Source organism: Marinobacter sp. V032 (assembly GCF_052645435.1).
The window spans coordinates 24,689-46,089 of sequence record NZ_JBQXYE010000002.1 but is presented as its reverse complement, the minus strand read 5'-3'; the positions used below and the strand labels follow the sequence as shown (position 1 = coordinate 46,089).

Here is a 21,401-nt window from a genome sequence, read left to right as displayed (position 1 = left end):
TAGTCGACAAAGTCACCGGGATCACCAGAGTTGGCAGCGCCATCAGCGGTCCACGTCAGCCATAACAAAATCGATACTGCCCAGGTGGGCAATCAAATCCGGCACAAAGCCACCCTTCATCAGAGATGGAATCTGTTGCAGGTGTGGAAAGCTCGGCGTACGAATCCGGGTGCGATAACTCATGGTGTTGCCGTCACTGGTCAGGTAATAACTGTTGATGCCTTTGGTGGCTTCGATCATCTGCAGTGATTCATTGGGCTTCAGCACCGGCCCCCAGGACACCTGCAGGAAGTGGGTAATCAGGGTTTCGATATGCTGCAGCATCCGCTCCCGCGGTGGTGGCGTTGTCAGCGGGTGGTCCGCCTTGTAGTCGCCAGACGGCATGTGATCGACACACTGTTGGATGATGCGCAAGCTTTGGCGCATCTCATCAATGCGTATCTGGCCACGATCAAACACATCACCGTTGCTCCCCAACGGCACTTCAAAGTCGAAGTTCTGGTAACCGGAGTAAGGCCGTTTCTTGCGCAGATCAAAATCACAGCCGGTGGCACGCAAGTTCGGGCCGGTCACGCCCCACTCCAGCGCCTCTTCGGTGTTATAGGCGACGATATGTTTGGTGCGTTCACGCATGATGGCGTTATCCATCATCGCCCGCTCATACTCGCGCAGGCGCGCTGGCATCCAGTCCAGAAAGCCCTGCATCAGCTTTTCCCACCCCGTCGGCAGATCCTGCATCACGCCGCCGATGCGATACCACGCCGGGTGCATGCGGAACCCGGTAATACCCTCAATCACTTCATAGGCCCGCTGCCGGTCACTGAACGCAAAGAACACCGGGCTCATGGCGCCCAGATCCTGCAGATAAGTGCCCAGAAACAGCAGGTGACTGTTAATGCGGAACAGCTCCGCCATCATCACCCGGATAGTTTCAACCCGCGATGGCACGGTAATGCCCGCCAGCTTTTCGACCGCCAACACGTAGGGCAGGTTGTTCATCACGCCGCCGGTGTAATCGATGCGATCGGTATAGGGAATAAAGCTATGCCACGACTGGCGCTCCGCCATCTTCTCGGCGCCCCGGTGGTGATAGCCGATATCGGGCACGCAATCGACTACCTCTTCACCATCAAGCTGCAGCACGATCCGGAACGCGCCGTGGGCCGACGGGTGGTTAGGGCCGAGATTGAGGAACATGAATTCGCTGCCATTGCGTTCGCGTTTCATGCCCCAGGCTTCCGGGTCAAATTTCAGCGCCTGTTGCTCCGTTTCCTGACCCGCGACCGTCATCGAATAGGGATCGAATTCTGTCGCCCGGGCCGGGTAATCCTTTCGCAGCGGGTGGCCGGTCCAGGTGGGCGGCATCAAGATACGAGTCAACCGGGGGTGGCCGCTAAAGTGGATACCGAACATGTCCCACACTTCCCGTTCGTACCAGTTGGCACTGGCAAACACAGAAACGCAGCTCGGCAACGAAAGGTCATCATTCTGCAGCGCAACCTTGAGCATGATGTCGCGGTTACGATCAACGGAAAGCAGGTGATAGAACACAGTAAAGTCGGACGCCGGCAAACCATGGCGATGGCTGCGCATACGCTCATCAATGGCCGACAGGTCATAAAGCAGGGAAAACGGCTGGGGCATCTGGCGTAAAAAGCCGAGCACATCCACAAGGCTGTCGCGTGATACCCAGATAACAGGTAAGCCGGTCAGCGTTTGCTGTTCGCAAACAACAGACCCACCCCACTGCTGCCGGATAGCGTCAAGCACCGGATCAGCGACAGATTCGTTGTTCGATGTCCCGTGAGCCGGGGTTACAACACTCATTCGCAAGCCTCGTCAGAGGGATGTGTGTCAGATCAAACGTCGATTGGCACTGCGCAACTAAAACAAACTACAAGCTGTCAGGCGTGCGCAATTCGGTTACCTGAATGCGGCTTTCCCGTTTCTTCTCTCGCTGTGATGGCATTTCCGCGCGATAAACGCCCTGATCGCCGACCACCCAGGACAGCGGCCGACGCTCTTCCTGAATCGAATCCTGCAAAAGCTGGAGCCCCTGCAGAAAGGCTTCAGGCCTCGGCGGGCACCCGGGAATATACACATCCACCGGAAGGAACTTGTCTACGCCCTGCACCACGGAATAAATATCGTACATACCACCGGAGTTAGCGCAGGATCCCATCGAAATCACCCATTTGGGCTCCAGCATCTGGTCATAGAGTTGCTGAATGACCGGTGCCATCTTGATGAAGCAGGTACCGGCGATAACCATAAAATCAGCCTGCCGCGGGGAGGCCCGGATCACCTCTGCCCCGAAACGGGCGACATCGTGAGGCGATGTGAATGCCGTGGTCATCTCCACATAGCAGCAGGAAAGCCCGAAATTGTAGGGCCAGAGCGAATTCTTCCGCCCCCAGTTCACGGCGTTGTGAAGCACCTCTTCCAGCTTGCCGGTAAAAACATTGCGCTCAAGCTGCTGGGTAACAGGGTCATCCACTTGCCGCCGGTCACCCAGAGGATAGCGATCATCGCCTCCGGCCATCGCGTCATCCGCTCGGGTCAGGGTGTAGGACATGCATGCTCTCCCTTGGACGATTGCTCAACAAACGATCAACACGGTTGACCCTACCGTTGATTGCAGCTGGGTCAGCTTCCGGATTTTCTGGCGGGATTTCTGGATTTTGGCGCCCACTCCAGTGCACCTACCCTGCTGTCATATACAAGCCCGGCAAGCAGGATAAAGATGAAAATGGCGGCACCCCAGAACCCTGCCCAACCCACTTCCTTGACGGACACGGACCAGGCAAAAAGAAATACGGCTTCGATATCGAAGATCACGAATAGCATCGCGACCATGTAGAATTTAACGGAGAAGCGCTGACGCGCGCTGCCGGCGCCCACGATGCCGGACTCAAAAGGAAGGGATTTGCTACGCCCCTGACTGCGGCCGCCCAACAGGCTGGACACCCCGATCATAAAGGCACAAAGGGCAATCACGGCAACGATAAAGACACCGATTGCCCAGTGTTCGGCGATTATCGCAGTAGCATTCTGCTCCATAATCTCCACCGGTAAGCCGGCGACCGCTTGGCCCCGGAAATACGCATGATTAAAAAAAGCCTATCAGTCAAAAATGACAAATACGACCTTCGCTGTATAACGCATACTGATTTTATATAGGACAAAATCAGCTGTTTGGCTCAATCAAACAGTAAAAAACACGGCCACTGGAACGCAGAGGGTAGCGCCGGGAAGCGTCACCGGCAGTCTGTGTTCAAGCGTAGTCTCTTTCGGACAACCTCGCCTGATTCCGGTTTCCCTGACACATCACCTATGTCAACAAATGCGGTGATCAGTACGCAATCAAGCGCACAAGAATGGCGCCCACCATGACCAGCGTCAGCCATTTGACCCATTGCGCGCCACGGGCACTCATATTGACCCGAACGGCCAGCAAGGCACCGGTAATATTGCCGGCAGCGAGCAACAGCCCCATTCCCCAGCGCACCTGGTCGTTAAACGCAAAAATGGCGAGTGCAGGTAAGGTATAAAGCAGGACGATAGCGACTTTCAAAACATTGACCTGACGCAGGTCAATTTTGAGCATTCGGTACAGCACCACGATAAACAGCGCACCCACGCCTACCTGGATAAAGCCGCCATACAATCCGATCAGGAACATGCCGAAATAAATGGCGGGGCCCAGCCTTTTCGCTGTCAGCGGTCGGGTATCCAGTTTGGGCTGGGGCAACAGCATAAATACGGAGGCGCCAATCATCGCGACGACCAACACGAATTCGAAGATAGCACTGGAAATCCAGGTGGCGATCCAGGCGCCCAGTAGCGCGCCAATAATCGCCGGTACCGCAAGCCGTAAACTGATGGCCAGATTGCCGTGTCCACTTCGGAAAAAGCCGCCCACCGCGGTCACGCTTTGCAAGGTAACGGCGACACGATTGGTGCCATTGGCGATTTGCGGAGGCAGCCCCAGAAACATCAACATGGGGAGCGTCAGCATCGAACCGCCTGCCGACAGCACGTTGATAAATCCGGCAACGCCTCCCACCGCCACCAGCGCTGCGATATCCAAAAAGCTCATCTGACACACGCTCCCTGCGATTCAGTGCCCGCCATTATGCCAACGCAGCGGGGCCTGCCGCCCTACCCTGACGGCTGCTCCAGACCAGGACGGCCAGAAACACAACCAGACCGGCCATATCGAGCCACAAGGTGCCGTGAGGCCATAGCATTAGCGCCCCCAACGGAAACATGAGCAATCGCATGACAACATTGAGGCGATGCTCCATAAAGCCTTCAAGGCCTACAATGATGGCGTACATGCCAAACAACCCGAAGAAAAAGACCCGTAACATCTCGGGAAAATCCCCCGTAATCAGGGGCGAATAGGCGAACAGTAACGGCACGATGTACAGGCCCTTGGCAATTTTCCAAGCGGTAAAACCGGTACGCATTTGCGGTGTGCCCGCGATCGCAGCCGCCGCAAAAGCCGTGAGGCAAACAGGAGGAGTCACGTTGGAGTCTTGTGACAGCCAGAAAATAATCATATGTGCCGACACCAGTGTCATCGACAAGACGCCAGGTGAAAGAGCCTGATCCAGTAGCTGGGAACTGAAACTATCGGGCACCGCAGCCAGCATTTGCTGGGCGGTGGCCATATCCATTGGCGCGTTCAACAGTTCAAACTTGTCGGGGGTGGCAATCATGAAAATCGCTTTTGCCTGCTCGGGCAGATTGCCGCTGGCAATCAGATCCAGCAGTTGGCTCTGGGCAATCAGATTGTAAATCGCCGGTGCTGATAGCGTTGCCAGCACGATGTAAGCCGCCGTTACCGGCAGCCCCATCCCCAGAATCAGTGATGCCAGCGCCACCAAGACCAGCGTGATCATGAGACTGCCACCGGCCCAGTTGGTAATCATCAAAGAAAAGGTATTCCCTATGCCGGTTGTCGACACCACGCTGACAATCAGGCCCACAGTAATCAACAGAATCGCCGTGGTCATAATGTTTCGCGTGCCCGTCACCAGTGCCTCGACGATGTCCCGGAAGGTCATAGGCTTGCGGGACAGCCAGGACGCGACAATCACCGAAAGGATGGCGATACCGGCGGCATAAGTTGGCGTGAACCCGTAAATCAGCGCCGCCACAAGAACGACAAGCGGTAGCAGATAATGCCAACCGCCTTTGAGGACATCTTTCAGCTTCGGTGTATCGCCGTCATCCAGCTCCACCGCATAGCTGCGCTTGGCCTCAATGCGAACAAACATGGCCACCGACAGGAAATAAAGCAGCGCAGGCAGCGCAGCCAAGCCGATAATGGTGACGTAGGACACCTGAGTATAGGACGCCATGATAAACGCGCCTGCACCCATAACCGGCGGCATTAACTGTCCGCCGGTCGAGGCGGCGGCTTCAACACCAGCCGCAAAGCGGGCCGGGAAACCGGCCTTGCGCATCAGCGGGATGGTAATCACGCCGGTCGATACCGTATTGGCTACACTGGAACCGGAAACCGACCCCATCAAGCCGGAGGCAAATACCGCCACAAATCCCGGACCACCAATGAATCGGCCGGCGGCGCAACGGGCCAGATCAACAATAAAATCACCGGCTCCCGACTTCACCAGAAAGGCGCCGAACAGAATAAACATGAAAACGTACGTCCAGGATATGCGGGCTATCGGCCCCAGCATCCCCTGCCCGCCGATGTAGGATCGATAGAGTACGGTTTCCCAGCTCAAGCCAGGAAAGTTAAAGAGTCCGTCGACATACTGCCCCCACCAGGCCACGTAGCTCAGTGCGATCATACAAAGCACCGGGATAAACCAGCCGGTTGTGCGTCGCGCGAACTCAAGAATCAGCAACACTGCGACAATCGAGACGACCCAGTCAGCGGTATTAAAGGTAACGCCCCTGGCATAAAGCGCATCTTCAAACGCGATCAGGTATACCGCACAGCCCAATGCAGCCAGCCCCATCAGCATATCGAGGGTTAGCACCAGACGGCGACCTGCAGCCGTTCGGGCGTTGTATAACGGCATGGTCAAGGTGCAAAGCAAGCCAAACAGACCAAAGTGCAGAGCCGAGGTCCAGAGTTCAGAAAGGGTTGAAAGTGTATTGAAGTAGAGATGGCTTATCGCAATGACGATGGCCAGGCAAAAAATGCCCCGCCCGATAATCGGATGCTCAAGGCGCTCAACGGATTCAGCAGCCGTTTCATCCCGGACTTTCGCAAGCGCGGCCTGGGTATCAGGCTCAATCGATTCGTTTTCTGGCTTACTCACAACAAACCTCGGTCAACAAAACAATAAAGGCCGGTAAACCCGGCCCCGAAAAGCGTTATCGGCATAACGCAGACTGAGATTTGCCGCTACTTTGCAATCAGGCGATCCGGAATATCCAGCCCCTGCTCGCGGTAAAATTTCGCGGCGCCCGGGTGCAGTGGCATCGGCAGACCTGCAATCGCCTTTTCCAGTGCCATTGCTTTGGTTGCCGGGTGAATGTTGTTGAGGAACGGCAGGTTCTCGTAGATTGTTTTGGTGATCTGGTAGACGTCATCTTCCGAGACATCCTCCCGCACTGCCAGAATGTTCGGCTGAGCAATCGTGTGGATCACGTCAGTCTGGCCGGGATAGGTTTCGGCCGGGATATCGTAAGGTGTCCAGAGTTCGAATTCGCTGTTGATCTTGGCGAGTTCCTCTTCGGTGACATTCAGCGTCGTGATGTCCTTGGCCATGTTGGCATAAGCCCGGGTTACTGCCGACGCGGGCACACCGGCAGGGATATTCATACCGTCAATGTTGCTGTTCTGCATTGAATCTGCGCTAGGTCCATAGCCCAGATAGGCCATGTCCATCTTTTCCATATCGACGCCAAGCTTGTCGAGAATAAACCGGCCCGAGCCTTCTGTACCGGAGTTGCGGGCACCAATGGAGAAGCTCTTGCCGTAAAAGTTCGCCATATCGCTCATGTTGCCGGTTTTAGCCAACGACTTGCGCACGACGAAATGTTCGACGTTTTGCCACAGCATTGAAACAGAGCGGAGATTTTTGTATGCCTTGGGGACCGGCCCCGTGCCCTTCCACGCCCAGGCGCCATACAAACCCTGCAGGATGCCGAACTGGATCTGGTCCTCGTCCATCAGTTTGAGGTTCTCGCCGGAACCCGCAGAACTGATGGCCGATACCGAAATGTTACTGGTGGGCTCGAGGCGGACCTTGATCAGGGTTGAGAGTGCGACGCCTACCGGATAATAGGTTCCGCCGGTGGTAGCCGTTCCCATCACGTACTTGCCTTCAGCCTGAACGGTGCCTGTGACGCTCAGCGCAATTGCAGCAGCCACACCGACTGCAGATCGAATAAATCCGGACTTCCCCATGATCTTCCCCACTCCATTTGTCATTGTTGTGAACGTATTATCGGACCTTGCTTATCTCTTCCAAGATAGCTGTCATTACCCGCAGGCGCCACGGTGTGCGTCTACGACATTGGTGGATAATCGGCCACAAAAAAGCCGGCATACCTTACGGAAGCCGGCTTTTCAGTTTATGGCGCCTGGAATGTTTACAAGCAGCGCCAAACGATCACGGATTCACTTGAACAGGGTTGAGCCGGACAGGCCCTCCTTTTCAAGAATTTCACGCAAGCGACGCAACGCTTCGACCTGAATCTGGCGAACGCGCTCCCGGGTCAGGCCAATCTCCTGACCGACTTCTTCCAACGTGCTGGTCTGATAGCCGCGCAATCCGAATCGACGGCAGAGCACTTCCTGCTGCTTGTCACTAAGCTGATCTACCCAGCGCTCAATGCAGCTGCGCATGTTGGTGTCCTGGAGCAGATCGGCCGGATCGGTTGCCGCTTCATCCGCGACTGTATCCAGCAAGGACTTTTCACCACTGCTGCCAATGGGCGTATCAACTGATGTAACGCGCTCGTTAAGACCAAGCATACGCTTAACATCATTGACCGGCTTATCGACTTTAAGGGCGATCTCTTCTGCCGACGGCTCATGATCCAGCTTCTGGGTCAGCTCACGGGCTGCACGCAAGTAGAGGTTCAGCTCCTTGACCACATGAATTGGCAGTCGAATGGTCCGGGTCTGATTCATGATCGCCCGCTCAATCGTCTGGCGGATCCACCAGGTGGCGTAAGTCGAGAATCGGAAGCCCCGCTCCGGATCAAACTTTTCAACCGCACGGATAAGGCCCAGGTTGCCTTCTTCGATCAGGTCCAGCAGTGTCAGACCGCGGTTCACGTATCGACGCGCGATCTTGACCACCAGACGAAGGTTGCTTTCGATCATTCGCTTACGGCCGGACTCTTCGCCTTTGCGGGCAAGCCGCGCGAAGTAGACTTCTTCTTCCGGAGTGAGAAGCGGCGAAAAGCCGATTTCGTTGAGGTACAGCTGCGTTGCGTCTAGCTGCTTCTGGCTGGTACTGCTATAAAAACGGGTAGCCGCTGCTCGTGCAGTTCCCGACTTTGATTTAGAGGTTATCTCAGATTCATCTTCAGTCTGATCGTCGTCGGAATCGACTTTGATCAGGGTTTCCGCTTCATCTTCAGATTCTTCATCAGCATCCACAATACGGTCGACAATCAATTCTTCTCGATCTGACATAGTCTTTGCCCCGCCTTAAAACCCCGTTTGTCACCCACATAATTCTTGTTATTCAGTGAGCGCCTGCTGTTCTAATACCTGTTTATTTCATATTTATTTTTCAGGCCGATTACAGTCGTTGTTTTTTCAATTATTTTCGGGCTTTCCAGATCATCATCTCGGCGGTAGATAATGCATTGGGTCCACCGGGTTGCCATTTTTTCTTATTTCAAAATGCAATCTGACCGAACGTGATCCGCTGCTCCCCATCTCCGCGATGAGTTGCCCCGCCCTTACGTTCTCTCCCTCCTGCACCAGAATCTTGCGGTTGTGCGCATATGCGCTCAGGAAATGCTCATTGTGGTTGACGATAATCAGGTTGCCGTATCCCAGTAGTCCGCTGCCTGCGTACACCACACTTCCGCTTGCAGCCGCCTTGACCGGATCACCCGCTTTTCCTGCAATATCAACACCCTTATTGACTTTTCCTGACGTAGAATAACCTGCAATTACGGGGCCAACATTGGGCCAGTGCCATTGAATGTTAGAGACAACCTGTGACTGTTTCGCCAGCGGCTCACTGGATTTCGGGCGTTTTTGCACTTTTGGCTTGGGGGTTGCCTTGGGACGAACCGCGGGCTTTGAGGCCACCGTTGGTCGGGATTTTGTGGCAGAGCCACTGGGTACATTGCCGCGCAGATCCAGCCGTAAAACCCGGCCCACCTGCAACCGGTATGGGGGCGACATACCGTTGGCATCGCCCAATTCCCGATAATCGCGCCCATAGCGCCAGGCGATGCTGTAAAGCGTTTCGCCAGATCTGACGACATGCTGTCCCCAATAAACCGGCGGGTTATAAGCGTCGTCCTGATAGATGGATGCAGTGTTACAGCCAGAAAGCACGAAAAGAGGAAAAAAAACACAGATAAGCCAGAGGCCGAGGCCTCGGGGGAAAAGACGCCGGTACGCTTTTACCGGGAACATCACGGGCGTGATATTCCTTCGATCATCGGTACGATCTTCAAAGCTCACGGATATAACAGCTTCTTTTTTATTTCACATTTGTATTAAAAATAGTGCAGCGCGTGAAGAGTGCAATATAAGCCTCTAATTTATTGCACATTTCTTATACTGGTTAAAGTTACTTAATGTACGGCAATGTTCCCGTGGGTAACATGCCAGGTAACACCTGATGAGACAGCGCTCACGCGTCAACTGTCTATCAGGCCAGTTTTTTTACTGTCGTGCACCCGACCGAACCACTCCATTCCAAGCACCAGCACAAGGCCCGCAATCGCAATAATGATGGCCGTCATCAGATGTGCCGGTTCACCGGTAATGTCAGTAAATGACATCGGTGACAAATTCGCTTCTTGCAGGGGCACCTGTTGGCCATGGCTGTTGGTCCGCCAGCTGATCACTTCTTTCCAGGGCCAGACTTTGTTCAGTGCTCCCACCATGAACCCGGTCAGAAGAGCCAGCATAAGATCGCGGTAGCGACTGAACGCCCACGAAAGAACCCGCGCTATTGAAAGCAGACCAATAACACAACCTGTCATAAACAACGCCAGCCGGTCCAGTTGCAATTCGTTAACCGCCTGAAGCACAGGCCCGTACATGCCCAGCATCAACAGAATGAAACTGCCGGAAATTCCCGGGAGAATCATCGCGCATATTGCCAGTGCCCCTGCCCCCAGAATCGTGAAGTTGTTCACTGTGGCCTGCCCCGGCGACAACTCGGTGATCCACCAGGCGATGAGCGCACCCGCCACCAGCACAGCGAATTTGGCCAGCGTCCAGCGCGGCACTTCTTTCCCGATATGCCAGGCCGAGGCCACAATCAAGCCGAAGAAGAAACTCCAGAGATAGACCGGATAGGCCTCCAGCGCATAGCGGATAAGGCCAGCAAGAGTGGCGATGCTCACCAGAATACCGCCGAACAGCAGCACCAGAAAATTACCGTCTGCCCGTCGCCAGAAAGCGTTAACACGCCCTTTCAAAAGCTCGCCGAAGAAAGCCCCTGGGAAACCGCTGATCGCAGACAGCAGGCGCACATAGATACCAGTAATAAAGGCAATAGTGCCGCCTGAAACGCCGGGCACGATATCGGCTGCGCCCATCGCCAGGCCGCGTAAAAAAATGCCCACCGGGTGGTGGCTCGTGGCCTGCCCGGCTTGTTGATTCGGGTCAGTCATCGCACTACCCCGCCCAGCAGAGGCACAAAGCGCACCGGCTCAATGTCCGTCATATCGTAATTGTCACCGCGCCGGATAATCTGCGTCAGCATCTGGGTATGTTCTCCAAGGGGAATGACCATGACACCACCATCCGCCAACTGAGGCAGCAGGTCTTCCGGAACTTTTGCTGGCGCCGCTGTGACAATAATGCCGTCAAACGGTCCCTTGTCTGGCCAGCCCATGCCTCCATCTGCGTGGCGCAGTAACGTATTGCGCAGCTTCAGGGTCCGCAGGCGCTCTCGCGCACGATCCTGAAGTGGCTTGATCCGCTCAACGCTGAAAACCTCTTCCACGAGTTGAGCCAGAATAGCGGTCTGATAACCCGAGCCGGTCCCCAGTTCGAGCACCCGTGATGGTGAATGCGCCATCAGCACTTCGGTCATCCGGGCAACGATATAAGGCTGGGACAAGGTTTGCTGATAGCCAATTGGTAAAGCTGTGTCTTCATAAGCCCGGTGCGAGAGCGCCTCATCCAGAAAGATATGGCGTGGCGTTTCCGCCAGCGCTGACAACACATCTTCATTTTTAATGCCGGCTTCTCTCAAACGCTGCACCAGTCTCATTCGTGTGCGGCGAGAGGTCATTCCGATGCCCTGAAGTTCAGACACCATTAACGCTCCGCTTTTAACCAGTTACTCAGGGAATCCAGCACTTCATGGCGCGTCATATCCACCTGAATGGGGGTGACAGACACATAGCCATTCTGCACCGCATGAAAATCTGTGCCGGGACCGGCATCATCGCCTGCACCTGCCGCACCAATCCAGAACCGCTCGCGTCCTCGGGGACAGGTCGTCGGAATCGCCGACTCGCCACGCCCCCGATGCCCCAGACGGGTAACCTGAAAGCCTGCAAGCTCGTCCCATGGCACGTCCGGCACATTGACGTTAAGCAGGCAGCGGGGACCCAGTGCCAGCGATGCTTCCTTCTCGAGCAAATGCCTCACCGCGCGTGCTGCCGTTTCGTAATGCATCTTGCCGTTATTCACCAGCGACACCGCGATAGCCGGCAAGCCGAGCGTGCGACCTTCCATTGCGGCTGCGACAGTGCCGGAATAGATAATGTCATCGCCGAGATTGGCGTGGGTGTTAATCCCGGAGACCACCCGTGAAAAACGACAATCAAACAGGCCGTGCACGGCCAGATGCACGCAATCAGTTGGGGTGCCATCTACCGACAAAAAACCACCGGGGTGGTTTTCAACAGTCAACGGGCGACTCAGGGTCAGCGAATTGCTGGCGCCACTGTGATCGCGGTCAGGTGCAACAACACGAAGCTCCCCCAGCCCGGTGAGCTCGTCATACAACGCTCTCAAACCTGGTGAATGTACTCCGTCATCGTTGGACAGCAAAATATGCACGAGACTCTCCATTACCAATAGGGCCATTGCAAGCCGGCAGCGATCTCATCGTTGCCGGCGAAATTGACAGATTCAGCGTTGCCCGGTCCGCCTTCAGCCGAACAAGCGCTCGGGCGAAATATTAAAAAGACCGTCGCGGACTACAAACTATCAGGCAGCGACTCAACGTATCGGCTACTTACCCCTATGATGCCGGCTTTGGCACACTGTCACCAGATACGACATCAATAAATTCGGCCAAAAAGCTGGTGGCGAAGCCGCCAGGCTCCAGACTGAACTCAAGCTCCAGTACTCTTTCTTCTGGCCACCGCCAGCTCAGGTTGCTCAGCGGTAGCATCAATGGTCGACGCTCGGGCTTCATGCGTGTACTACCGAAAACAGCGGCCACTTCCGGGGTTCGGGCGACCACTTCTCGCTCCAGAGCTTCGAGTTCACCGGTTGCAGCGGTGCCGCCATCACCCCAAAGCGGGCCAGAAACGCAGGCCCGGTCCGGCTCACCGTCTATCGGCGTCATCCAGCTGTTCCGGACAACACGCTCCGCCAGCACCTCGTTAAACAGCCATGAACGGGCGGCTGAAAATGCCATTCCCGCGCGAAAGCTTTTGCCTCTACGGGGCCTGCCCCCTTGCTTGACGGCCTGTTCGATGTTGTTACCGCCGAAACCAAAGCGTTGCGAACCAAAGTAATTCGGGCTTCCGGTTTCGGATAACAGCTTCAAACGCTGGTCGACTTCAATGCGATCCGCCGTTATTTCTCTCAAACACAAACGAAAGTGGTTACCTGAGTGCTCACCCCGCCGTAGCTTGCGAATATGCCGCGTACTTTCCAGCACCGGCCAGCGCTCGCCAACCTTTGAGATCAGGGTCTGATCATCCGTTCGTCCGGGACGATAGAGACTGAACCACTGCCGTGTGACCGCATGCCGGTCCTTCAGGCCGAAAAAGCTGACATCAAAATCGCGACAGCCGGCCAACCTGGACAGCTCCCGCGCCACAAATTCGGTGTTGTCGCCGGTTTTTTCGATCCGCAGACACAGGTGTTCGCCGTCGCCTGTGAATGTGTCCGGTCGCACGAGTTCGTCAACCATGAAGTCCGCTGGCGTCTGGCGGATTACGGCAGTGCCAAGGCGGGGCCCTGAGGCAGTTGGCCAGTCAAGTCGCCACTGACTCATTGGTTTTGTTCCTTGATCAGGCAGATCGCATCGCATGCAATGCCTTCTTCCCTGCCGGTAAAGCCAAGTTTCTCGGTCGTTGTTGCTTTGACACTCACCGACGCCAGCGGAATACCCAGATCCTCGGCGATATTCGCGCGCATCAAGGGCACGTGCTCTGCCATCCGCGGTTTCTGGGCAATAATAGTGCTGTCGACATTACCAACCTGGAAGCCCTGGGCCGCAACGGCATCTCTGACAGCTCGCAGCAACACACGACTGTCCGCACCGCGCCATTCTTCGTCGGTATCCGGGAAGAAATGACCGATATCTCCCAGCGCTGCAGCGCCGAGTAAGGCGTCAGCCACCGCGTGCAACAATACATCGCCATCAGAGTGTGCTTTCAGCCCTTTGCCATGAGGGATTCGTACACCGCCGATGATGATGGCATCACCTTCGCAAAAAGCGTGTACGTCATAACCCTGTCCGATCCGCATTGCGCACTCCATTATAAAATTCGCTCAGTTATCAAGATGCCGGAGAATCCAGCCAGCCAGCGCCAGGTCTTCCGGCACCGTAATCTTGATATTGTCAGCCCGCCCCTCGATCAGCCGGGGGTGGTAACCCGCCGCCTCGACCGCGGACGACTCGTCAGTAATCGTCGCACCATCGGCTTGTGCCTGCGCAAGAGCCTCAACAAGCAGTCCATAACGGAACTGCTGTGGCGTCATCGCGCGCCAGAGATCAGCTCTGTTCACTGTCGTTTCGACCTGACCGGCGTTACCTGATCGCTTGATGGTGTCGCTCACTGGCACCGCCAGCAAGCCACCAACCGGTTCATCCTCAAGGGTCTCGATCAATCGGGCAAGATCTGCAAGGTTCAGGCAGGGTCGCGCTACATCGTGCACGAGTACCCAATCGTCTTTCGCCGCCCTGTCTGACAGGATATCGAGGCCGGATCGCACCGAATCTACCCGCTCAGCCCCGCCAATACAGGTGATGATACGCTCGTCGGACGCACTGTCCGTCAATGGCCATTGTGTGTCGTCCGGATGAAGCGCCACAACACAGCCGGCAAAATGGCCGGTGCTCAGCAAGCGCGACAGGGTAATATCGATGATGTAGCGGTCGTCTATGTGAAGGTACTGCTTGGGAATGTCGGCGGCCATACGCTGACCGATACCTGCAGCGGGTATCACTAGCCAATAGTGCCGATGGGTCATGGAATTAACCAAAAAAAAGCCGGATGGAGAATCAGGGCTCAACCACAAGGAAAAAGGTTTCATCTTCCCGGATCAGGCCCATATTCATGCGGGCGCGCTCTTCGATCGCGCCCTGACCACTGCGGAGGTTACGCACCTCCGCATAGAGACGCTCGTTGCGATTTGCGAGCTTGGCATTCTCAGCCTGCTGAACTCCGATCTTCTGCTGAAGCTGCCAGACCTGCGCAAAGCTACCCTCGCCAATCCACAGGCGCACCTGCAGAACGACGATAAAAACAGCCATGACAGCCCACAACACCTTCATCTGAAATCCCTGATTCAACTTTAATAACGAGTCCCAACACGGCAGGATCGTTAGAGTTTAGCTGAGAATTGGTTGAATCGCGATCAACCTTGTCCTTTTATTTCACTCAGGCCGCGATACGGTACCTTGCTGCCCAATTCCTGCTCAATACGCAGCAACTGGTTGTACTTGGCCACACGGTCAGAGCGGCACAGTGAACCCGTCTTAATTTGGCCTGCGCAGGTAGCGACGGCCAGATCAGCGATCGTGGTGTCTTCAGTCTCACCTGAACGGTGAGAAATAACTGCGGTATAGCCCGCATCCTGAGCCATTTTGATCGCGTCCAGGGTCTCGGTCAGGCTGCCAATCTGATTGAACTTGATCAGGATCGAGTTGGCAATGCTGTTTTCAATGCCCCGCTTCAGAATCGCGGTATTGGTCACAAACAGGTCGTCGCCAACCAGCTGCACCTTGTCGCCGATTTTACGTGTCAGGACGGCCCAGCCATCCCAATCGCTTTCATCCATACCATCTTCAATTGAAACAATCGGGAAACGCTCGGTCAGGCCGGCGAGGTAGTCGGCGAACCCTTCTGCCGAGAACTTCTGCCCTTCACCTGCGAGATCATACTGACCATCACGGTAGAATTCCGAAGACGCGCAGTCGAGCGCCAGCGTAATGTCTTTGCCCAGGGTGTATCCGGCCTTTTCCACCGCTTCCTGGATAACCGCCAGCGCTGCTTCGTTGGATGGCAGGTTGGGCGCAAAGCCACCCTCATCGCCAACTGCAGTGCTCAGGCCTTTACCTTGCAGTACTTTCTTGAGGCTGTGGAAGATCTCCGCACCAATACGCAACGCTTCGCGGAATGATGTCGCCGCCACAGGCTGAATCATGAACTCCTGGATATCGACATTATTGTCAGCATGCTCGCCGCCATTGATGATATTCATCATGGGTACGGGCATTGAGAACTGACCCGCCGTGCCGTTAAGTTCAGCGATGTGGGCGTACAGTGGCAGATTACGATCGGCTGCTGCAGCTTTTGCCGCTGCCAGCGATACCGCCAGAATAGAGTTGGCGCCAAGATTAGCCTTGTTGTCCGTGCCATCAAGCTCAATCATGATCTTGTCGAGCGCGCGCTGCTCCGCCGCATCCTTGCCAAGCAAGGCGTCACGGATAGGACCGTTGATTGCTTCAACCGCCTTGAGAACGCCCTTACCCAAGTAACGCGCTGCGTCTTTGTCACGCAATTCCAATGCTTCACGGGAACCGGTAGAAGCACCGGAAGGCGCGCAAGCACGACCTATTGTGCCTGACGCCAGAATCACGTCAGCTTCAACAGTCGGGTTGCCACGCGAATCCAGAATCTCGCGCGCTTTGATATCCGCTATCTTGGTCATTCTTCAAGTCTCCAATACGATCAAGGTTCAATAGTCAGTCAACAGAATCTGTATTCGGGGCAAGCGTTTGTCAGGCCGTATCAATCGGGTCAAATGACTTGACCAGATCGTCTAGCGCTTTTACCTGCCGGAGAAACGGCTCGAGCTGCTTCAGTCGCAATGCACAGGGGCCGTCGCACTTGGCCTTTTCCGGATCAGGGTGTGCCTCAAGGAAAAGCCCCGCCAGCCCCTGGGACATGCCAGCACGCGCCAACTCTGTCACCTGGGCTCTGCGACCGCCGGCCGAGTCCGCTCGACCACCGGGCTGCTGTAACGCGTGAGTGACGTCAAAAAAGACCGGGTACTCAAACGCCTTCATGATCCCGAACCCCAGCGTATCAACAACCAGATTGTTGTAGCCGAAGCTGGAACCACGCTCGCACAGAATAAGCCGGTCGTTACCGGCTTCACGGCACTTGTTGATAATGTGCTTCATTTCCTGCGGCGCAAGGAACTGGGCTTTCTTGATATTGATGACGGCACCCGTTCGCGCCATCGCTTCTACCAGATCAGTCTGACGGCTCAAAAAGGCCGGCAACTGAATAATCTCGCATACCTCTGCTGCAGGCTTCGCCTGCCAGGGCTCATGGACGTCTGAAATAACCGGTACGCCGAACCGATCCTTGATGTCCCGCAGGATTTCCATGCCGGCATCCAGTCCGGGACCACGGAATGAGGATATTGAGGACCGGTTGGCTTTATCAAACGAAGCCTTGAATACGTAGGGTATGCCCAGTTTACGGGTTGCCTCGACATAAGCGTCGGCTACTTCGATGGCCATATCCCGTGATTCAAGGACATTCATGCCGCCAAACAGCACAAACGGCAAATCATTGGAAATCGAAAGATCAGCAACGGTCAGGGTTTTCTGTGACATGGCGGGTCAGGCTCCTGCAATACAAACAAGAACGCCGGCTGGGGATTCCCCTGCCGGCGCATCTGTTTAACTGTTTTTCTTTCGAAGCAACGCGGCCTCAACAAATCCTTTGAAGAGCGCGTGGCCGTCACGGGGTGTTGACGTAAATTCCGGGTGGAACTGACAGGCGACAAACCAGGGATGGTCTGGCACTTCCACCACTTCAACCAGTGCCCCATCTGTCGAACGACCCGCTATTCGCAGACCTGCTTTTTCAAGTTCAGGCAGGAAGCGGTTATTCACCTCGAAGCGGTGGCGATGGCGTTCGCGAATGACTTTGCGGCCGTAGCACTGGGAAATAATCGAGTTTTCCGAAAGTGTGCAATCCTGCGCCCCAAGGCGCATGGTGCCGCCAAGATCCGAGGCGCTGTCACGAATTTCCCGTTCACCGGTGGCATCAAGCCATTCGGTAATCAAACCCACAACAGGTGCCGGTGTCTGAGCCCGGAATTCAGTACTGTGTGCGTCCTTGAGGCCCGCCACATTGCGGGCATACTCAATAACGGCCACCTGCATGCCCAGACAGATACCCAGATAAGGCACCTTGTTCTCACGGGCATAGCGTACCGTTTCGATCTTACCCTCTACACCACGCTCGCCAAAACCGCCGGGAACCAGAATGGCATCTGCAGATTCGAGTACGCTGGTGCCATCGCGCTCAATAATTTCAGAGTCGATATAGTTGATGTTGACCTTGGTCCGCGTCTTGATGCCCGCGTGCAGCAGGGATTCAATCAAGGATTTGTAGGCGTCCAGCAACTCCATGTACTTGCCGACCATCGCGATGGTGACTTCGTGCTCAGGATTCAGCTGTGCCTCAACCACGGCTTCCCATTCGGAAAGATCAGCAGGCCCCGCTTCCAGGCCAAACCGGTCGATAATAATCTGATCCAGCCCGAAGCGATGCAGCATGCCAGGAATCGCATAGATCGAACTTGCATCCTGCAGCGGAATAACCGCTCGCTCTTCAACGTTTGTAAACAAAGCAATCTTGCGGCGGGAGCTGGCATCCACTTCGTGCTCGGAACGGCACAACAGGATATCGGGCTGCAGGCCGATGGAGCGCATTTCCTTCACAGAATGCTGGGTCGGCTTGGTTTTGATTTCGCCGGCGGTGGCAATATAAGGCACCAGCGTCAGGTGCATGAACAACGCACGCTGCGACCCGACTTCGACCTTGATCTGACGCGTCGCTTCGAGGAAAGGCAACGACTCGATATCACCGACTGTGCCGCCAATTTCAATCAGCGCCACATCCGCACCCGCGGCCCCCTCGATCACACGACGTTTGATTTCGTCGGTAATATGGGGAATCACCTGGACGGTTCCGCCCAGATAATCACCACGGCGCTCTTTACGAATGACTTCTTCGTACACACGACCGGTCGTGAAATTGTTACGCCGACTCATGGGCGTGCGGATGAACCGTTCGTAGTGACCGAGATCAAGGTCTGTTTCGGCACCGTCTTCGGTAACGAACACTTCGCCGTGCTGGAACGGGCTCATAGTGCCCGGATCGACGTTGATGTACGGGTCCAGCTTGAGAATTGTGACCTTTAAGCCGCGCGCCTCAAGTATTGCCGCAAGGGATGCAGAAGCGATCCCCTTGCCCAATGAGGACACGACACCGCCGGTGACGAAAATATAACGCGTCATGCAGTTTCCGTGTGATTTATCAGGTTCGGTGAAGGAGGGAGATTGTCATCTCAAGATGGGGCACCAGAGTACCAGAAGGCCCCAGCCTACTCAACGAAAATCCGCCTCCGGACAATCCGCAATGGCAAGGGTTGATTCTCTGCCAAAACGCCCCGTGCAAGCCAAAGATCACCTATTGCTACCAGCTCGCCTGAATACCACACCAGTGGCAGACGGTCCCTTTCCCAGGGTGGCACAGCCTGTTCCTGCAACCATTTTTTCAGCGGCCGGGAAGGCCCGCCGGGCCGCGGACGAAAACGCTCACCACCCTGCCGGCGCGTCACTACCAGCTCGGCTGGTGCCGCCCTTTCAGGCTGAAGCTCCAAGTCAAACTGATCCCACTGCAACACTCCAGTCGTTTCCCAAATAACGCGCGCCGGTGGTTCAGGCTGATCAATGACCAGATACAAACAATCAGCATAGCGCAGTATCCGGTAGCCTTCAGCGCAGAGCTCCGGTGTGCGCCTTGGATCTTCCGCAAGCAAATCCGGAAAACCCTGCGCCTGTTTGGCGGCGCCTGGCGGCGTGCAGCCATGATCAATTATCCACCAGCGCAATAGGTTTTTTTGTTCGGCAAACGGCAACGCTGACAATGGCCTGACTCTGAGCCGCTGCTGATCATCTTCGATATCACGTCGCTGATAGGTCGCGAGCGACCGACTCAATTGCTCGGACTCTTCGCAGTGCCGGGCCGAGCGTCCGATACCATCCAGTGCAGCCGGCCAGCGCTGCCTGATTGAAGGCAACACCTCGTGACGCAGGTAGTTTCGGTCGAAGCGGGTATCGGAATTGGTCGGGTCATCCTGCCAGGTCAGTCCCCAGCCGCGGGCGAGATCGGCGATCATCTCACGCGTCATTGGCAACAGAGGACGATATAGCGCCCCGCTCCCGAGCCGCCGTGTGACAGGCATACCGGAGAGCCCCCGCACCCCACTCCCCCGAACCAGTCGAAACAATACAGTTTCCGCCTGATCATCTGCATGATGTCCCAGCAGCAACAGGTCGCCGGCGCCAAGGACATCCTCAAAGACACGATATCGGGCTTTCCGGGCCTGATTTTCCAGGCTGTCAGTTGGTTGGCCTATAGTGATCCGGCGAACAGTCAACACTACTCCGAGCGCATCACAGGCCGACTGACAGAAAGCTTCCATCCGATCAGCACTGCCCTGAAGCTGATGATTGACGTGAACCGCACGCACAGCGACGTCCCGCCGGGCCGAGAACCAGCCTACAACCGCATGTAACAGGAACAGTGAATCAACACCGCCACTCAGGGCGATATAGAAGGTTTTCGAGGGAGGGAGAGCGGACATGGCCTGGCGCAATGCATCAGGCCATGTCGAAGGGTCACACCGATCACCGACCGGTGTCATAAGACGTCAGCCGCTCATAGCGCTGGCTAACCAGATCTTCTGTAGACAAGGCACAAAGTTCGTCCAGTCCAGCCTTGAGCTGTTCTTTCAACGCCTTCGCAATTTCTTTGGGTGCACGATGAGCACCCCCCATAGGCTCGGGAATCACCTTGTCCGCCAACTTCAACTCCTTCAGGCGGTCAGCAGTGATGCCCATGGCTTCAGCAGCTTGTGCGGCATGTTCAGCGCTCTTCCAGAGAATCGAGGCACAGCCTTCGGGCGAAATCACGGCATAGGTGGAATACTGGAGCATGTACAAACGATCGCATACACCAATCGCCAGCGCACCGCCCGAGCCGCCTTCGCCAATCACCGTCGAAATAACCGGTGTTTTGAGACGCGACATCACGGCAAGGTTATACGCGATTGCCTCGCTCTGGCCCCGCTCTTCGGCACCGATACCCGGATAGGCACCCGGTGTATCAATAAACGTCAGGATGGGCATACGGAAACGCTCCGCCATTTCCATCAGACGCAACGCCTTGCGATAACCCTCAGGCCGGGGCATACCAAAGTTACGCTTTACCTTGTCGCGCACTTCGCGCCCTTTCTGATGGCCAATGACCATTACTGGCCGACCATCGAGCCGGGCCGGACCGCCGACTATCGACAAGTCGTCAGCATAGTGGCGATCACCATGAAGCTCATCGAAATCATCAAACACCATCTCAAGATAATCAAGGGTGTAGGGACGACGTGGATGACGCGCGAGGCGCGCAATATCCCAGGGCGTCAGATTCGAAAAAATACTTTCGGTGAGGGTGACACTTTTGTGTTTGAGGCGACTGATTTCATCAGTGATGTTGATGTCACTGTCGTTACCGACCAATCGAAGCTCTTCGATTTTGGCCTCAAGATCGGCGATGGGCTGTTCAAAATCCAGATAGTTGGGATTCATGATCTTCCGTCGTCATTGGCTCAGAGGCGACTTCCGAGACGCCTGAAGTATTTGTTGTGATCAAATTAACAGGCCTGTACCACCTGAAAAAGCGGACATTGGTATAATGTTACCCTTTTCGCCCGCATAGCAGTGTTGCTAAGGGTGCCTTGAATGCACCCTGGCAATCAAGCC

The 21,401-nt window shown here is 55.5% G+C and carries 20 protein-coding genes; all 20 read right to left on the bottom strand.

The annotated features are described in order from the left end of the window. Positions 1-42: 42 nt before the first annotated feature. Positions 43-1,827 (bottom strand): NADH-quinone oxidoreductase subunit C/D, encoded by a 1,785-nt coding sequence (nuoC, locus tag ACUN9X_RS11825; RefSeq protein ID WP_445473240.1) that lies wholly within the window; start codon positions 1,825-1,827, stop codon positions 43-45. Between the two features lie 67 nt (positions 1,828-1,894). Beyond that, positions 1,895-2,575, bottom strand: coding sequence for a NuoB/complex I 20 kDa subunit family protein (locus tag ACUN9X_RS11820; RefSeq protein ID WP_260037924.1), 681 nt, complete (start codon positions 2,573-2,575; stop codon positions 1,895-1,897). Between the two features lie 71 nt (positions 2,576-2,646). Next, positions 2,647-3,060, bottom strand: coding sequence for an NADH-quinone oxidoreductase subunit A (locus tag ACUN9X_RS11815; RefSeq protein ID WP_260037925.1), 414 nt, complete (start codon positions 3,058-3,060; stop codon positions 2,647-2,649). A gap of 292 nt (positions 3,061-3,352) precedes the next feature. Continuing rightward, complete coding sequence (locus tag ACUN9X_RS11810) at positions 3,353-4,099, bottom strand: sulfite exporter TauE/SafE family protein (protein WP_445473239.1); 747 nt, start codon at positions 4,097-4,099, stop codon at positions 3,353-3,355. 34 nt (positions 4,100-4,133) lie between these two features. Then, positions 4,134-6,302 carry a TRAP transporter permease gene (locus ACUN9X_RS11805; RefSeq protein WP_445473238.1) on the bottom strand — a complete coding sequence of 723 codons (2,169 nt, stop codon included), beginning with the start codon at positions 6,300-6,302 and terminating at the stop codon, positions 4,134-4,136. 86 nt (positions 6,303-6,388) lie between these two features. Further along, on the bottom strand, positions 6,389-7,396 hold the full coding sequence (locus tag ACUN9X_RS11800; protein ID WP_445473237.1) for a TAXI family TRAP transporter solute-binding subunit: 1,008 nt from the start codon (positions 7,394-7,396) through the stop codon (positions 6,389-6,391). Between the two features lie 213 nt (positions 7,397-7,609). Continuing rightward, positions 7,610-8,635: an RNA polymerase sigma factor RpoS gene (gene rpoS, locus ACUN9X_RS11795; RefSeq protein ID WP_260037930.1), complete on the bottom strand. Its 1,026-nt coding sequence runs from the start codon at positions 8,633-8,635 to the stop codon at positions 7,610-7,612. 153 nt (positions 8,636-8,788) lie between these two features. Then, on the bottom strand, positions 8,789-9,598 hold the full coding sequence (locus ACUN9X_RS11790; RefSeq protein ID WP_445473467.1) for a peptidoglycan DD-metalloendopeptidase family protein: 810 nt from the start codon (positions 9,596-9,598) through the stop codon (positions 8,789-8,791). A gap of 227 nt (positions 9,599-9,825) precedes the next feature. Then, positions 9,826-10,809, bottom strand: a complete 984-nt coding sequence (locus ACUN9X_RS11785; protein WP_445473236.1) for a DUF368 domain-containing protein — start codon at positions 10,807-10,809, stop codon at positions 9,826-9,828. Next, entirely contained in the window at positions 10,806-11,462 is a 657-nt protein-coding gene (locus ACUN9X_RS11780) for a protein-L-isoaspartate(D-aspartate) O-methyltransferase (RefSeq protein WP_445473235.1), read from the bottom strand. Before ACUN9X_RS11780 ends, ACUN9X_RS11785 begins: the two co-directional genes overlap by 4 nt. After that, a complete protein-coding gene (gene surE / locus ACUN9X_RS11775) occupies positions 11,462-12,211 on the bottom strand; it encodes a 5'/3'-nucleotidase SurE (RefSeq protein ID WP_260037934.1) in 750 nt (249 codons plus the stop codon). The genes ACUN9X_RS11780 and surE overlap by 1 nt, the downstream gene beginning before the upstream one ends. A 184-nt stretch (positions 12,212-12,395) precedes the next feature. Further along, on the bottom strand, positions 12,396-13,382 hold the full coding sequence (truD, locus tag ACUN9X_RS11770) for a tRNA pseudouridine(13) synthase TruD (protein WP_445473234.1): 987 nt from the start codon (positions 13,380-13,382) through the stop codon (positions 12,396-12,398). Further along, the gene (gene ispF / locus ACUN9X_RS11765; protein ID WP_260037936.1) at positions 13,379-13,858 is read right to left on the bottom strand and encodes a 2-C-methyl-D-erythritol 2,4-cyclodiphosphate synthase; all 480 of its coding nucleotides are present in this window, start codon (positions 13,856-13,858) and stop codon (positions 13,379-13,381) included. Before ispF ends, truD begins: the two co-directional genes overlap by 4 nt. Before the next feature lie 24 nt (positions 13,859-13,882). Beyond that, positions 13,883-14,584, bottom strand: coding sequence for a 2-C-methyl-D-erythritol 4-phosphate cytidylyltransferase (ispD, locus tag ACUN9X_RS11760; protein ID WP_260037937.1), 702 nt, complete (start codon positions 14,582-14,584; stop codon positions 13,883-13,885). Positions 14,585-14,615: 31 nt separating this feature from the next. Next, a complete protein-coding gene (ftsB, locus tag ACUN9X_RS11755; RefSeq protein WP_260037939.1) occupies positions 14,616-14,888 on the bottom strand; it encodes a cell division protein FtsB in 273 nt (90 codons plus the stop codon). Positions 14,889-14,971: 83 nt separating this feature from the next. Beyond that, the gene (gene eno, locus ACUN9X_RS11750; protein WP_445473233.1) at positions 14,972-16,267 is read right to left on the bottom strand and encodes a phosphopyruvate hydratase; all 1,296 of its coding nucleotides are present in this window, start codon (positions 16,265-16,267) and stop codon (positions 14,972-14,974) included. A gap of 70 nt (positions 16,268-16,337) precedes the next feature. Beyond that, complete coding sequence (gene kdsA / locus ACUN9X_RS11745; protein ID WP_445473232.1) at positions 16,338-17,183, bottom strand: 3-deoxy-8-phosphooctulonate synthase; 846 nt, start codon at positions 17,181-17,183, stop codon at positions 16,338-16,340. A 66-nt stretch (positions 17,184-17,249) separates the two neighbouring features. Further along, positions 17,250-18,878 (bottom strand): CTP synthase, encoded by a 1,629-nt coding sequence (locus ACUN9X_RS11740; RefSeq protein WP_260037943.1) that lies wholly within the window; start codon positions 18,876-18,878, stop codon positions 17,250-17,252. An 86-nt stretch (positions 18,879-18,964) separates the two neighbouring features. Next, the gene (gene tilS, locus ACUN9X_RS11735; RefSeq protein ID WP_445473231.1) at positions 18,965-20,230 is read right to left on the bottom strand and encodes a tRNA lysidine(34) synthetase TilS; all 1,266 of its coding nucleotides are present in this window, start codon (positions 20,228-20,230) and stop codon (positions 18,965-18,967) included. A 43-nt stretch (positions 20,231-20,273) separates the two neighbouring features. Continuing rightward, on the bottom strand, positions 20,274-21,227 hold the full coding sequence (gene accA, locus ACUN9X_RS11730; RefSeq protein ID WP_260037947.1) for an acetyl-CoA carboxylase carboxyl transferase subunit alpha: 954 nt from the start codon (positions 21,225-21,227) through the stop codon (positions 20,274-20,276). Positions 21,228-21,401 lie beyond the last annotated feature (174 nt).

What these genes read in the sequence shown, in the direction of transcription:
- nuoC (WP_445473240.1), bottom strand. Translation starts at nt 1,827, where the DNA reads ATGAGTGTTGTAACCCCGGCTCACGGGACATCGAACAACGAATCTGTC.
- ACUN9X_RS11820 (WP_260037924.1), bottom strand. Translation starts at nt 2,575, where the DNA reads ATGTCCTACACCCTGACCCGAGCGGATGACGCGATGGCCGGAGGCGAT.
- ACUN9X_RS11815 (WP_260037925.1), bottom strand. Translation starts at nt 3,060, where the DNA reads ATGGAGCAGAATGCTACTGCGATAATCGCCGAACACTGGGCAATCGGT.
- ACUN9X_RS11810 (WP_445473239.1), bottom strand. Translation starts at nt 4,099, where the DNA reads ATGAGCTTTTTGGATATCGCAGCGCTGGTGGCGGTGGGAGGCGTTGCC.
- ACUN9X_RS11800 (WP_445473237.1), bottom strand. Translation starts at nt 7,396, where the DNA reads ATGGGGAAGTCCGGATTTATTCGATCTGCAGTCGGTGTGGCTGCTGCA.
- rpoS (WP_260037930.1), bottom strand. Translation starts at nt 8,635, where the DNA reads ATGTCAGATCGAGAAGAATTGATTGTCGACCGTATTGTGGATGCTGAT.
- ACUN9X_RS11790 (WP_445473467.1), bottom strand. Translation starts at nt 9,598, where the DNA reads ATGTTCCCGGTAAAAGCGTACCGGCGTCTTTTCCCCCGAGGCCTCGGC.
- ACUN9X_RS11785 (WP_445473236.1), bottom strand. Translation starts at nt 10,809, where the DNA reads ATGACTGACCCGAATCAACAAGCCGGGCAGGCCACGAGCCACCACCCG.
- ACUN9X_RS11780 (WP_445473235.1), bottom strand. Translation starts at nt 11,462, where the DNA reads ATGGTGTCTGAACTTCAGGGCATCGGAATGACCTCTCGCCGCACACGA.
- truD (WP_445473234.1), bottom strand. Translation starts at nt 13,382, where the DNA reads ATGAGTCAGTGGCGACTTGACTGGCCAACTGCCTCAGGGCCCCGCCTT.
- ispF (WP_260037936.1), bottom strand. Translation starts at nt 13,858, where the DNA reads ATGCGGATCGGACAGGGTTATGACGTACACGCTTTTTGCGAAGGTGAT.
- ispD (WP_260037937.1), bottom strand. Translation starts at nt 14,584, where the DNA reads ATGACCCATCGGCACTATTGGCTAGTGATACCCGCTGCAGGTATCGGT.
- ftsB (WP_260037939.1), bottom strand. Translation starts at nt 14,888, where the DNA reads ATGAAGGTGTTGTGGGCTGTCATGGCTGTTTTTATCGTCGTTCTGCAG.
- eno (WP_445473233.1), bottom strand. Translation starts at nt 16,267, where the DNA reads ATGACCAAGATAGCGGATATCAAAGCGCGCGAGATTCTGGATTCGCGT.
- kdsA (WP_445473232.1), bottom strand. Translation starts at nt 17,183, where the DNA reads ATGTCACAGAAAACCCTGACCGTTGCTGATCTTTCGATTTCCAATGAT.
- ACUN9X_RS11740 (WP_260037943.1), bottom strand. Translation starts at nt 18,878, where the DNA reads ATGACGCGTTATATTTTCGTCACCGGCGGTGTCGTGTCCTCATTGGGC.
- tilS (WP_445473231.1), bottom strand. Translation starts at nt 20,230, where the DNA reads ATGTCCGCTCTCCCTCCCTCGAAAACCTTCTATATCGCCCTGAGTGGC.
- accA (WP_260037947.1), bottom strand. Translation starts at nt 21,227, where the DNA reads ATGAATCCCAACTATCTGGATTTTGAACAGCCCATCGCCGATCTTGAG.